Here is a 13,549-nt window from a genome sequence, read left to right on the forward strand (position 1 = left end):
CCGAAAAAAGGGCGCTGAACAACTAGTAAAGAACGACGTTCAGTTGTATAATGGAAGCTATTCTTGTTCGATAAGGAGTTCCTTATGTCAATTTCGATCTCTCAGCCGTTCCAATGGATGGACTCGGGCACTTATCAGGACAGTCCACTCGAACCGCTCGTGCGGGACGAAGCGCTGGCTGCCGGCATGCGCGATCAAGAATCATCACCTGTCATCCACCTGTGGGTCTACGACCAAGGGCTCTACCTTGGACGCCGCGACGCCAGACTGCCGCATTTGGAGAATGCTCTTCGCAGCTTTGGCCAGGAAGGCTTTGGCTGCGTGCTTCGCTCTTCCGGCGGTGCCTGTGTGCCTTTGGATGCAGGTGTCGTTAATGTAGCCTGTTTATTGCCGGATACGGCGATCTCAATTGATTCATTCTTTTCTTTTGTCGCCGACCTGCTTCGCGTGGGACTGCGCGACTACGGGACCTTGGAATTTGGAGAGGTCGCCGGCTCATACTGTGCAGGCGAATACGACTTTTCCCTGCACGGCAAAAAAATCGGGGGAATGGCCCAACGCCGCACCCGATTCGGCTCGATCCTGCAGCTGTGCATCAATGTGGACGAAAGACCTCGCGGCGAATGGATGGAACGCTTTTACGCACTCGCCGGATTGGAAGAGATGGAGGAAAACCACAAGCCGATCCCTCGTATCGATGGGACTACGGTCGGAAGTATCGCTGGTCTGACAGGCAAACCTGTCACAGTGGATGATGTGAAGGCCAGATTGCTTGCTACGATCCGGGAAGAATGGCCCGTCATGCCTGCTCCTTTCGCGGTGCAAAGTCACCTGCATCAGGACGCCTGGCAGCATCTTTCACAACGACTGCATTTGTTTGCCTTTACAGCAAAAGAACTGGCTGCACCAGACTGGAAGTTGCCTAAGTAAGGAGCTTATCAGTACGTTGCCGCCAGTGAGAATTTTGGAGGAGATATGAATACCAATCGAAAGGGGACGTTTCAGGATCTGAATGCCCTTTTTGTGTTTGGGGCGTTCACTGTCCTGATCATTCACATCCTTGGTTTTTTTATTGAAAACCAGACAGATTACCCTTGGAATGGCGATGTAGAAGCAATTTCCCTGATTTTGCTACGATTTGGACGTTCCTTGTTCATCTTCGCGACTGGGATGCTGCTGTTTTACTGGCATCAAAAAAAGCAGATGGACTGGATGGCATTCTGGCGCAAACGTTGGCGCGTCATCGTGCTTCCTTACATCATCTGGACGTTGATATTCACGGGCTTCAAGTTTCAAAGCGTCAACCCGCTCGTATTGGCGGAGCCGTTTTTTAACAGCTTGTTTACGGGAAGCTCCTTTTACCATTTGTATTACATCCCGCTTTACTTGCAACTGAATCTGCTGTTTACTTTTACCAAGCCGCTCATTGAGCGTTACTTGAACATGAAAGTGCTGGTGGCATTGTTCGTTGGGCAAATCGGGCTGTACATGCTTTACCAATTCTTGTTTGTCAACCCGCACTGGACAATCGACTGGTCGGCGAACGCTTTGCTCGCGCTCGTCCAACACAGCTATGTATCAGGTCAAAACTATTTTTACATGTACATCTTCACATTCGCACTCGGCGCCTATGCGGGAATGCACGTTGACCAATGGCGGTACTGGACAAACCGGCTGCAACCGATTGCGATCGTGTTGACCCTCGTGACCGGAGCGTGGATCATGTTCCGCTACTTGAATGGCACAAAAACGTACGAGGAAAGCCTCAATATTTTTGATCCGCTCTATCTGATCTACACGTTGAGCTTTCTGATCGCGTTTTATTCGTTTTCGCGTTTTTTGGGAGCGCTACCAAATTTCGGAAAATGGCTGTCTCGCCTTGCCAAGCAAAACATGGCCATCTACATGGTCCATCCGTTGATCCTGTTTCTGATGGAGAGCTACGTCATTTTCCGGCTCGATTGGTCCACGCCTCTCATCATGGCTGCGATGTTTATTATCACGCCGCCGCTTTGCATCTTCCTGTACGAGCACACGCTGGTCTCCCATTGGACCGGAGGAAATCGGCCAAAATCCAAGCCTGTCTATCGAGTGGAGGCGCACAAGGCTTGACCTGCCGTCTTTCCTTCAAGCTCCTAAGGTAAAAAGCCAGTCGTTCTTGCATACTACGAGTAGGGACAATTGTTCCACACCTCGATTCTTTACCCGGCGCAGCTGCCGGGCTTTTTCTTTTTCAGGGGAACCCTCCTGCCGATCAGACGTTGCCGGCAGCTGGGGGATGATGGCAAGATTTACACTTTTCTCAGGAAGCCCTACCGCAGATTCGCCGCATACGGTATCATAGAAGAGAACCACAGGCAGCGGTCCGCCTGCTGCCTTAGACGAAAGAAAAGGTGGTGGATTCTCAGATGAATCAGGATATCCCATTGCTACATACACCCATAAAAGATCTCGTCATTGCTTCCACAAAAGTCGCTCACGTCCAACTGGGCAATTCCCTTGAGCACGCCCTGCTCGTTCTGATCAAAAGCGGCTATTCGGCCGTCCCTGTTTTGGATCATCAGTATCGCTTGCACGGTTTGATCAGCACCAACATGATCATGAATAAAGCACTGGGACTCGAGAGGTTCGAGACCGAAAAGATGTCGGAATATACGGTGGACGAAGTGATGGAAACCAAAATGGCCCGCCTCAAGTACACGGACGATTTTCTCAGAGCGCTGGAAGTCTCCATCAACCATCCGTTTATTTGCATCGAAGACGATGAACAATATTTCCAAGGCATTCTCACCCGCAAATCCATCCTGGCGCTCGCCTACCGCCATTTTCGCAACTTGCCATTCCCGACTGCCGACCATCAGCAGCAGACGGCTACTGAATAATCACAATGAGAAGAACGGATTTCCGTTCTTTTTGTTTTCCTCTGGCTTACTTCATCCCGACTGCTCCTGATCCCTTTTTTGCAAGGATTGCCTTGAAGCGCCAGCTTGCAAAAAGGAGCAGACGCCGGTTTGCCTCGCGTGATCTGCTCCTTCTTGCTCTTTGTTTAAGCATGCCTCTTCTCCTGTTTTTTTCCTTCCTGGAACAGCGTATGGGCATATTCCATTGGATGACGGTAGGTCTGCTTGAACATCTCCTTCTCCCCGGCTTTGTAAAAAGAATAGCGCTGGTCTCGTACATTGACTTCAATCAGGAACGGATGTCCGCTGTCGTCAAGCCCCATGTCCATTCCCAAATCCGCGAGAGACGGGAAATGCTTGCCGTATTGTTTGGCAATTTCGATGGCCGCTGTCTGGATCCGCTCGATGGCAGCCATCTGCTCCTCTTCCGAAAAAGTGGCGGCCAGAGCCACTGTCAAAGGTACCGCTCTGCCGCCACGCGACAAATTGCTGAGCTTGTTTTTTTGGTTGGCAACCTTGGCGACCATACCGCTTACTGTCCACTCACGCTCCCTGTTCCGTTGCACAGAGACGCGAATATCGAATGTCCTTCCATCGTACCGCACCAGGTTGATGCCCTGCTGGATCAAAAATCGCTTGTTCCCTACCCATTTGCGGACGGTTGCCAGTAGACGACCTTTTGACATCGTCTTCCTTTTCTTTGACGCAATAAAATGATACTCGCTGCCATGCCTCTCTATCCGCGCTACCCCAATCCCCACCGAACCGATCGAAGGTTTCACGTAAACAATCCGGTACTTCTCCAGGAAACTCTTGAGCTGCTCCACGGAAAACGGAACGGTGTGCGGCAGGTACTGTCGGATATACGGATTTTTCCAAAGCATTTGATGCACTTTTCGTTTGTCACGCACCACGATTCCGTTAAATACGGTTTTCTTCTGGCTCAGCCGCCGGATTACTCTACGTGAAGCTCCGTCACCCGTCAAGACTCGGTTGTGAATCACACGCGGGATCTGTACCAGACGGGGGACCAGCCGATTTCCATTCCAAAAGTATCCTTGGACCTTTTCTTCCCCAGCCAGTACATGCCGCGGATGAAAGAAGACCGGCTCCAGCCCCAGCTCTTTTCCGATCTCGACATAATACGGCAAGCGCTCGTAAGACTTGTCTCCTTTAATGCCTTTCTGCATGACACCCCAGTCCAACATAATGCCGATTCGATTCACATAGATCCCCCTTGCTGCGTTACTCAACATAAGGTATGTGCCTTCACAGCCAAGGGCGTGCCTATTTTTTGGCGGAGGAACGGGGCGGCAGCGCCTGACACGATTCTCGGATCTGCCGCAGTCGCTGTCGCAATCTGCGCTTGCCCGGGAAAAGGATTTCCCTTACGCGCTTCTCCGCTCGATGGCAAGCAGGAATGGCGCTTGGTTCTGCTGGTTTATGTACTGGTATTTCAAGACGAGATACTCCATTTGGCTCAACGACTGGCAAAACGATTCGACTGCGTCCTTTTCCACAGCTCCGGCCGCATGCCCCCAGTAAATCATCACGGTCATGATTCCACCGGGACGCAGCACGCGGAGTCCTGCCTGGATCGCACGGATCGTGCTGGCTGCCTGTGTCGTAATCTCTTTGTCCCCTCCTGGCAAATAGCCCAGGTTGAACATGATGGCTCCCACCTGGTCAGTAAGGGATTCCATTTCTTCGTGGCTTGCGAGGCGCATGTCTACCCAATCGAGCACACCTTCCCGCTCCAACCGCTCTCTCGTCTTTTTCATAGCCAAAGACTGGATGTCATACGCGACGACCTTGCCCTTCTCCTGGACCAGCTGGGCAAGAAACAGTGTGTCATTGCCGTTGCCCATCGTGGCATCTACCACCGTCTCCCCCGCTTTCACTCTCTCCCGAATCAAATTCCGGGCCACTTCCAACACATTCGGAAACATCTTGGCATTCTCCTTACAATCCATTCTCCGTTTTTCTACTGCAACGAAATTTGCAAGCCGATACGGGCTACGTGACAAGCCCCTGCTTGATAGGCGCTCGCTTGCCGAAGGACTTCCTCCGGATCGTAACCGTGATACAGGTGCGTAATCAACAACGAGCGGCATGAATGCTCTTCTGCGATTTGTGCGAGCTGACGCACAGAGAGATGACCATTCGGAGTTGCCGGCAGATTGTGATCCAGATAGGTGCCTTCCCCGATAAATAAATCGGCCTCTTTCAGAAATGACCCCCAGTTGGTGGCCGGTCCGCTATCCGCTCCATACACCAGCACCTTCCCTTCCGCCTCAAGCCGCATCGCGTAGCAGGGGTCCCCGTCGCCATGATCCGTCCGCAAAAATTGGATCTCCATATCCCCGATTTTAGCGCGGGATTGCTCCTTTACCGGGTGAAATGCGGTTGCCGCCTTGTACACGAGCGACTGGGCATTGGCCGCTGGAGAATCAGGGGCGTACACCGGGAGCGGTTTTCCCGGGTTACGCTCACCGAACAGCTGGTGAACCATGAGTCCGTACTGCAAGACTCCGATATCCGCGATATGATCGTGATGGTAATGCGAAAGCAGCAAGGCATCCAGCTCGTAGATCGGCATGTACCTACCCAGCTGTGCCAGAACGCCGCTCCCGCAGTCGAGCATAAGGCGAGTATGTTGTGTCTCAATCAGATAACCGGGCGTCGCTCCGTTTGGCCCGGGATAAGGAGATTGAAACCCAAGGACAGTAACGCGCATAAACGGTTCACTCCTCTTCATAGGATGGATTAAGGTGGGACAGGAGGTCTGAGATGCAAGGATCATGGAAAACTACTTGGCAAATCGCCTTTACGTACATCGGAACCATCGTAGGGGCCGGTTTTGCCTCCGGAAAGGAAATCGTAGAGTTCTTTGTTCAATACGGTATACAAGGCCTGTTCGGAATTTTGCTCGCCACTGCTTTATTCATATGGGCTGGAACACGCGTGATGCTGATTTCTTATCGCATCCAGGCTGATTCGTATCAAGACGTCAGCACCTACTTGTTTGGTCATCCGTTCGGTACGATTTTCAACAGCTTGCTGCTCACCGTGCTGTTCGGCACGACTTCCGTGATGCTCGCGGCGACTGGAGCGATTTTTGGAGAGTCATTTCAGCTCCCTGCTCAGGCCGGTATTTGGATCAGCATGCTGCTCATCTTTATTGTCGCGCGAAAAGGGCTGTTCGCCATCCATCAGGTCAATGCTATTTTCGTTCCGACCCTGATCGTGTTTACCTTTCTCGTTTTCCTGCACACCGAGCCATGGGAAGGCCCGATCATTCTCGTCGAATCCGTCCGTCGGTGGGCTTGGCTTAGTTCTCCCTTTTATTATGTTGCCTTAAATGTCACGCTTGCACAAGCCGTTCTTGTTCCAATCGGACGCTACAGCACAAGTGAAAAACCGCTGATCATCGGAGGAATCATCGGAGGGATCGGGATCGGTCTCTTGCTCATCTTGGCATTTGTCTCCCTCTCTGTAAAAATGCCCGGTATTCAGGACGCGGAAATGCCCATGATCGCCTTGCTGCAGGGCTTTGGGCGCGGCATTCCCCTGCTTTTTTCACTCTTAGTGTATGCGGAAATTTTTTCGACCCTCGTCGCCAATGTCTTCGGACTGGCTGAGCAGCTGCGCCTCGTCACTCGGCTGCGAGGTCCAACGATTCTTTTCGGGATCCTCCTGGTCTGTTACCTGATCAGCTTCGTCGGATTCAGCTCCCTGTTGCGTTTCCTCTATCCGCTGTTCGGCCAACTCGTCGTCTTCTTCCTCGTCATGCTCGTGTATCGCCAATGGCGCGGTCGAACGCTTTAATACCCGGAACCGAGATACGGCGGACGGCCGTTCTCTTGCAATGATGAGCTCACAAAAAAACCTCTCCTGTACAGGAGAGGTTTTCGAGCTTGGATAAGCCTTATGCAAACTCGGCTACCAGTTTTGCAAAGTCGTCTTCGGACAGACGAACATCTTGTTTTACCAAGCCTTCTTCTTTGAAGCCATTTACGAGCGCTTCGTAAGGTTTTTGTTCTTTGTTTTGATAGATCAGACCTGTGATCAAACCTTTGTATTGCATGGAAGTGGACATTGCCTTGATGCGGTCATGAGGATCGTAGCCTTCGATAGTATCTACCGGTACGATGTTCTCTTTGAACCAGTCGTAGGTGTTCACTTTGTTGTATGTTACACAAGGGCTGAATACGTTGATCAGGGAGAAGCCTTCGTGTTTGATACCTTGTTCGATCAGCTCTGTCAAGCCTTTCAGGTCGCTGGAGAACGATTGGGCAACAAAGGTTGCGCCAACAGACAGCGCCAGTTCCACTGGAGAGATGGAAGACTCGATGGAACCTGCCGGAGTCGATTTGGTTACGAAACCGGTAGCGGAACGAGGCGAGGTTTGACCTTTGGTCAGACCGTAAATTTGGTTGTCCATTACGATGTACGTAATGTTCATGTTGCGGCGGATCGCATGGACAGTGTGGCCCATACCGATCGCGAAGCCGTCACCGTCACCACCAGCAGCAATAACAGTCAGCTCACGGTTCGCCATTTTTACACCTTGCGCGATTGGCAGGGAACGTCCGTGAATGCTGTGGAAACCGTAAGCGTTGATGTAGCCGGAGATACGACCGGAACAACCGATACCGGAAATAATCGCCAGATCTTCAGGCTCCAGACCTACGTTCGCTGCCGCGCGTTGGATCGCTGCTTGAACGGAGAAGTCACCGCAGCCTGGGCACCAGTTAGGCTTTACGTTATTTCGAAACTCTTTCATAGTCGCCATGTTTTACCAGCTCCTTCACTTCAGCATAAATTTCTTTTGGTAAGAACGGATTTCCGTCGTATTTCAGCACGGATTCGATCTTTTCTGCGTTGCCAACGTGCTGTTTGAGAAGGTTTTTAACTTGTCCTTGGATGTTGTGCTCAATGACAACAACCTTTTTCGCTTTCTCAACAAGTGCTTTCAATTCCTCAGCTGGGAATGGATGCAACAGGCGAATTTGGGCATGGTTAACCTTCACACCCTCTTGCTCCAAGCGAACTTTGGCTTCTTGGATCGTACCGATAGTGGAGTTGATACCCACAACCAGAACGTCTGCTTCTTCGTGAGGAGCGTCTACCACTACTGGATTTTTGAAGGTTTTCAGCACGCCATCGAGTTTGCGCATACGTTTTTCCATTTGCGCTTTACGGTTAGCAGCGTTTTCGGATGGACGACCAGTTTGATCGTGCTCAACACCGGTAACGTGGTGCAAACCGTATTTTTGGCCAGGAATGACACGAGGAGATACGCCGTCCTCTGTTACTTCATAGCGTTTGAACAGGTCGTTTTGCTCTTTTTCCGGCAACTCTTGTCCAGCCAGCAGTTTCCCACGGCGGATTTCCACTTTATTGTAGTCAAACGGTACAACGGTTTGTTTGCCCAAAGACAGAGTCAGGTCAGTCATCACGATAACCGGCAGTTGGTACTCTTCCGCGATGTTGAACGCTTCGACTGTATCGTAGAAGCACTCTTCGACTGTGCTTGGAGCGATAACAACCTTCGGAACGTCACCGTGCGTACCGTAAATCATTGCGTTTACGTCGGATTGCTCGATCTTCGTAGGCATACCTGTGGAAGGACCACCACGTTGGGTATCTACGATAACGACTGGAGTTTCTGTGATTCCAGCCAAACCGATCGCTTCCATCATAAGGGAGAGACCAGGACCTGCAGAAGCAGTCAGGGCACGAGCACCTGCGAAGTTCGCACCGATCGCCATCGTGATCGCTGCAATTTCGTCTTCGGTCTGGATAACGGTTCCGCCGAATTTCGGCAGCTTTTTAATGAGGTATTCCATTACCTCAGAAGCAGGCGTGATCGGGTAAGCTGGCATGAAGCGGCAGCCCGCTGCTACTGCACCGAGAGCGATCGCATCGTTACCGATCATGAACAGTTGCTTTTGAGGTTGTGCTTTTTCCAATTGGAACTCAGGCAGTTGACCGCCAGTTTGCTCCGATACAAAATCAAAACCGCGGCGAATGGCTTCCATATTCTTTTCAACCACTTTTTCGCCTTTGCGGAGGAACATATCTTCAACGATGTTACGGTAACTTTCTACTGGAATGCCGAGGATCGCGCTGGAAGCACCGATGGACACCATGTTCTTCATCAGGGAAGTTCCCAGTTCATCAGCAATTTCCGTCAGCGGAACGGCCAGGAAGCGAACTGGCTTCAAACCATCCGGCAATTTCGGGTTAAATTTGGTATCCGCGATAATGATACCGCCTTCACGCAATTCATGCCCATTGAAATCGATCGTTTCTTGGTCGAAAGCTACGAGGATGTCCAGATCGTCAGAAATGGCACGCATTGGCGTGGTGCTCACGCGGATTTTGTTGTTTGTGTGTCCACCCTTAATCCGGGAAGAGAAGTGACGATAGCTGTACAGATGGTAACCCATCCGGTTCATCGCCATCGAGAAGATCTCACCAGTACTCTCGATGCCCTCCCCTTGCTGTCCTCCAACTTTCCAAGAAAGTTGACTAATCATTCAGATTCCACCCTTTCAGTGACTGTGAGAAAAAGCAGCCTTTCTTATCGATAAAAACTGATAAGATGTGACAATTTTGTGCATAGACAGTAACATTGTAGTCCTGTCCATGTAAAATTGCAAGTGCTTTTACTCAACTTACTTTTGACCTGAATTTTAATGTTGAACTTGGTTCATTAATATATCTACATGTATTATTGTAGCACGTTTCTAAAAACACGCAACCAGTTTCCTTGCACAAATTTCTTTACTTCTTCCTCTTTATAACGTTTTAACAAAGCTTCTAGCAGAAGGGAGTAATCCCCTGCACAAGTGAGGTCGCCATACGTCTGGGAGATGCCGTCGAAGTCGGATCCAAAGGCGACATGGTCTACTCCCCCCAACGCACATACATGGTCCAGATGGCGAAGCAGATCATCGATCCAGACGGTCCGCTTTTCCTCGACGGTAAAGAAGTCCACGAACGTCAGACCCATCACGCCATCCTTTGCGATCAACGCTTGTATTTGATCGTCCGTCAAATTGCGCGGATGGTTGCACAGCTTGCGTGTATTGGAATGGGAAGCGATTACGGGAGCTTGCGACAGCTCCATGATGTCCCAGAATCCCGGATCAGCCAGATGGGAGACGTCGATGACCATTCCCAAACGGTTCATCTCGGCAACAACAGTTCGCCCGAACTCAGTCACCCCACCCGGATTCGGCTCCCCGCTTCCGGCTGCGACGGAATTGCCGTGGTTCCAGGTCAATGTCATGCCACGCACCCCGAGACGGTACCACGTCCGAAGCTGCGCTAGGCTTTCTTCCAAGGCATGCGCTCCTTCTACAAACAGAATAGCCCCTTTCCGCCCCTTTAATACGCAGTCGTCCAAATCCGCCCTGCTGTAAATAGGTAGAAACCGATCGCTCGCTACCCGTTCGTAAAAGACATCGATCATCTCTAGCACCGTATGAAATCTTCTGCCGAAGGGCACATTCGCCGGCACGAAGCAGGCCAGCACCTGTATGTCTACTTTCCCTTTTATCAAGTCGGGTAAACTTACGTGCAACCGCTTGTCCCCCTGATAAAAGTCGAGCTCCGGGTCCTTCCACAGCTTCCCCAGCACGTCGCAATGCGCGTCAAACACCTTCATGTGCTCTCTCTCCTTATGCTTCCTTGATCGATTCGGACAAACGAAAAAACCTGTTCATTCGTCGAACAAACAGGCGGGCCAAACTGTACTCGATTTTCATTATCTGGGCTCTACGATTAATTTGATTGCAGTGCGCTCTTCTCCATCAATCACGATGTCGGTAAAGGCTGGAATACAAATGAGGTCAACTCCACTCGGCGCTACGAACCCTCGTGCGATAGCTACTGCCTTCACTGCTTGGTTAAGCGCCCCAGCGCCAATAGCTTGGATCTCGGCTGCCCCGCGTTCGCGAAGGACACCGGCAAGGGCACCAGCAACGGAATTGGGGTTAGACTTTGCTGAAACTTTTAATACTTCCATCCTTTTGAACCTCCCGTCTGATAGGAATCCTGTCATCATTAGAATGATATTCGCATAACCCCTAAAAATTCCTGCTAACTGTCATGAAAGATTCAAAAAATTCTAATCTTATTCTTATTATTCCATAAACGGATGGTCGGCGTCAATTCGGATTCGCTCCAGCTTTTTCGCGTGCCCTGTCGATTTGTCGAGCGTAATCACCACGGCATTGAGCTGGGCGGGATCCGGTGCCACCTCAAAGCGAACGGGCAGCTGGGTCAAAAACTTCTTGATGACGGCTTCCCGTCCCATTCCCAGGATTCCGTCGCTCGGACCGCAAATCCCTACATCGCACAAAAAACCCGTACCTTGCGGAAGCACGCGTTCATCCGCTGTTTGAACATGCGTGTGCGTCCCGACGACGGCACTCACCCTCCCGTCCAAATACCAAGCCATCGCTTGCTTTTCAGAAGTGACCTCTGCGTGAAAATCGACAAAAATGAGCTTGGTACGCTTCCTCGCCTGCTCCACGAGCTTATCTGCCATCTGAAACGGACAATCGAGCGGAGGCAGGAAGGTGCGGCCTTGCAAATTGATGACAGCCAGCTCCCCCTCGGCTTGTTTGATATATGTAATTCCTTTACCCGGAGCTCCCTCCGGAAAATTCGCAGGGCGAATCATACGAGGCTCGTCATCGATGAAGTCAAAGATCTCCTTTTGATCCCATGTATGATTTCCCAGCGTAATGGCTTGAACACCGCATTCAAACAGCTCTTTTGCAATCTTCTCCGTAATGCCGCGCCCATGTGCCGCGTTTTCCCCATTCGCCACAATAAAGGTAGGCTGATATTTTCGCTTCAACAACGGCAAATACGATTTCACCATCTCTCTCCCTGGAGAGCCCATAATATCCCCTAGAAACAACAGCTTCATAAAAATCACCTCAATCCTAGTATACACAACCGCATTCGGATTCGAACATGCAGAAGGCATCGCGCATATGTCGCATTTGCCTCCTGCACTCCGTATCGAACCAGTCTGGCACTGACGTCCAGAAAAAAAGTAAAGTGGCTTTTCGCCACTTTACTTTGCATACTCAACTGCCCTTGTTTCACGAATGACCGTCACTTTGATGTGACCCGGATAGTCGAGTTCATTTTCGATTCGTTTTGTAATCTCACGTGCCAAGCGTGTCGCTTCTGCATCGTCGATCTTCTCAGGTTGAACCATCACACGGATTTCTCGTCCCGCCTGAATCGCATAAGACTTTTCAACTCCATCGAACGACTCGGAGATCTCTTCCAGTTTCTCCAAACGTCTGATATAGGTTTCCAAAGTCTCACGGCGAGCTCCCGGACGTGCTGCAGAAAGTGCGTCGGCTGCACCTACCAGCATGGCAATGACGGAGGTTGGTTCGGTATCGCCGTGATGTGAGGCAATACTGTTGACAACTACCGGATGCTCATTGTACTTCTTAGCCAATTCCACACCGATTTCCACGTGCGAACCTTCCACTTCGTGATCGATCGCCTTCCCGATATCATGCAGAAGGCCTGCGCGTTTTGCGAGTTTTACATCCTCTCGCAATTCCGCCGCCATCAAACCTGCGAGGTGCGCTACTTCCATCGAGTGCTTCAGCACGTTTTGACCATAGCTCGTACGATAACGCAGACGGCCCAGAATCTTGATCAGGTCAGGATGCAGACCGTGTACGCCTGTCTCGAAGGTAGCTTGCTCCCCGTATTCACGTATGCGCTCGTCTACTTCTCGACGGGCTTTTTCCACCATTTCCTCGATGCGAGCCGGGTGAATTCGACCGTCGGCGACCAGCTTATCCAAAGCAGTCTTGGCAATCTCCCGACGAATCGGGTCAAAACCAGACAGGATCACCGCTTCCGGCGTATCGTCGATAATGAGGTCAATCCCTGTCAACGTCTCGAGCGCGCGAATGTTCCTTCCTTCACGGCCGATGATGCGTCCCTTCATCTCATCATTTGGCAAGGTAACGACAGAAACCGTCGTTTCCGCCACGTGATCTGCCGCACAGCGTTGGATGGAGGTGGTAATGATTTCTCGGGCACGCTTGTCCGCCTCTTCCTTGGCTTGTGTCTCAATCTCTTTGATCATCACAGCCATGTCATGGCGAACGGTGTTCTCCACTTCGGTCAAGATGATATTCTTCGCTTCATCCTGCGTCAAACCGGAGATGCGTTCCAGCTCAGAAACTTGTTCTTTATATAAGTGCTCTACCTTGCTTTGCAGTTCTGCGATGGCTTTGTCACGCTCGGAAAGCTCTTCTTCCTTGCGCTCCAGCTGTTCCATCTTGCGGTCCAACGATTCTTCTTTCTGCAGGATACGACGTTCCTGACGTTGTACTTCGTTGCGCCGCTCGCGCAGTTCGGTTTCCGCCTCCGAACGAAGCTTGAACACTTCATCCTTGGCTTCGAGTACCTTTTCCTTTTTCACGGCTTCTGCGTCCCGTTTCGCTTCTTCCACGATCTGTCTCGCAGCTTCTTCCGCGCTGGAAATCTTCGCTTCGGCAATGGACTTACGAGTGAAGTAGCCGGCACCCGCACCGATGAGCAGAGCGATGAGCACAATGACGACTGTTAGTATAGGATCCATAGGTTTT

At 51.0% G+C, this 13,549-nt stretch carries 13 protein-coding genes; 4 read left to right on the top strand and 9 right to left on the bottom strand.

Annotated elements, in window-relative coordinates; genetic code table 11:
* The first annotated feature begins 84 nt into the window (after positions 1 to 84).
* From RGB73_RS17120 to cbpB, 3 genes are all read left to right on the top strand, one after another.
* Positions 85 to 930, top strand: a complete 846-nt coding sequence (locus tag RGB73_RS17120) for a lipoate--protein ligase family protein (protein WP_310763890.1) — start codon at positions 85 to 87, stop codon at positions 928 to 930.
* 45 nt (positions 931 to 975) lie between these two features.
* Positions 976 to 2,112 carry an acyltransferase gene (locus tag RGB73_RS17125; protein ID WP_310763891.1) on the top strand — a complete coding sequence of 379 codons (1,137 nt, stop codon included), beginning with the start codon at positions 976 to 978 and terminating at the stop codon, positions 2,110 to 2,112.
* Between the two features lie 296 nt (positions 2,113 to 2,408).
* Entirely contained in the window at positions 2,409 to 2,882 is a 474-nt protein-coding gene (gene cbpB, locus RGB73_RS17130) for a cyclic-di-AMP-binding protein CbpB (RefSeq protein WP_310763892.1), read from the top strand.
* Positions 2,883 to 3,046: 164 nt separating this feature from the next.
* On the opposite strand, the gene RGB73_RS17135 is transcribed toward cbpB, so the two are convergent.
* The 3 genes from RGB73_RS17135 to RGB73_RS17145 form a co-directional block, all read right to left on the bottom strand.
* Entirely contained in the window at positions 3,047 to 4,126 is a 1,080-nt protein-coding gene (locus RGB73_RS17135; protein WP_310763893.1) for a YheC/YheD family endospore coat-associated protein, read from the bottom strand.
* 162 nt (positions 4,127 to 4,288) lie between these two features.
* Positions 4,289 to 4,849 carry a tRNA 5-(aminomethyl)-2-thiouridylate-methyltransferase MnmM gene (mnmM, locus tag RGB73_RS17140; protein WP_310763895.1) on the bottom strand — a complete coding sequence of 187 codons (561 nt, stop codon included), beginning with the start codon at positions 4,847 to 4,849 and terminating at the stop codon, positions 4,289 to 4,291.
* A gap of 35 nt (positions 4,850 to 4,884) precedes the next feature.
* Complete coding sequence (locus RGB73_RS17145; RefSeq protein WP_310763896.1) at positions 4,885 to 5,637, bottom strand: MBL fold metallo-hydrolase; 753 nt, start codon at positions 5,635 to 5,637, stop codon at positions 4,885 to 4,887.
* Between the two features lie 53 nt (positions 5,638 to 5,690).
* On the opposite strand from RGB73_RS17145, the gene RGB73_RS17150 reads away from it, so the two are divergent.
* Positions 5,691 to 6,728, top strand: coding sequence for a YkvI family membrane protein (locus RGB73_RS17150; RefSeq protein WP_310763898.1), 1,038 nt, complete (start codon positions 5,691 to 5,693; stop codon positions 6,726 to 6,728).
* Positions 6,729 to 6,828: 100 nt separating this feature from the next.
* Here the strand turns inward: RGB73_RS17150 and RGB73_RS17155 are convergent, their stop codons facing one another.
* The 6 genes from RGB73_RS17155 to rny form a co-directional block, all read right to left on the bottom strand.
* A complete protein-coding gene (locus RGB73_RS17155; RefSeq protein ID WP_310763900.1) occupies positions 6,829 to 7,695 on the bottom strand; it encodes a 2-oxoacid:ferredoxin oxidoreductase subunit beta in 867 nt (288 codons plus the stop codon).
* The gene (locus RGB73_RS17160; protein ID WP_310763901.1) at positions 7,667 to 9,445 is read right to left on the bottom strand and encodes a 2-oxoacid:acceptor oxidoreductase subunit alpha; all 1,779 of its coding nucleotides are present in this window, start codon (positions 9,443 to 9,445) and stop codon (positions 7,667 to 7,669) included. The genes RGB73_RS17155 and RGB73_RS17160 overlap by 29 nt, the downstream gene beginning before the upstream one ends.
* Positions 9,446 to 9,639: 194 nt before the next feature.
* Positions 9,640 to 10,578, bottom strand: coding sequence for a dipeptidase (locus tag RGB73_RS17165; RefSeq protein WP_310763902.1), 939 nt, complete (start codon positions 10,576 to 10,578; stop codon positions 9,640 to 9,642).
* Positions 10,579 to 10,677: 99 nt separating this feature from the next.
* Positions 10,678 to 10,938: a stage V sporulation protein SpoVS gene (gene spoVS / locus RGB73_RS17170; RefSeq protein WP_003385776.1), complete on the bottom strand. Its 261-nt coding sequence runs from the start codon at positions 10,936 to 10,938 to the stop codon at positions 10,678 to 10,680.
* Positions 10,939 to 11,055: 117 nt separating this feature from the next.
* Positions 11,056 to 11,850 carry a TIGR00282 family metallophosphoesterase gene (locus RGB73_RS17175; RefSeq protein ID WP_310763907.1) on the bottom strand — a complete coding sequence of 265 codons (795 nt, stop codon included), beginning with the start codon at positions 11,848 to 11,850 and terminating at the stop codon, positions 11,056 to 11,058.
* Between the two features lie 150 nt (positions 11,851 to 12,000).
* Entirely contained in the window at positions 12,001 to 13,542 is a 1,542-nt protein-coding gene (rny, locus tag RGB73_RS17180) for a ribonuclease Y (protein WP_310763910.1), read from the bottom strand.
* Positions 13,543 to 13,549: the final 7 nt, after the last annotated feature.

Origin of the sequence: Brevibacillus brevis (genome assembly GCF_031583145.1) — a bacterium.
Lineage (GTDB): Bacteria > Bacillota > Bacilli > Brevibacillales > Brevibacillaceae > Brevibacillus > Brevibacillus brevis_E.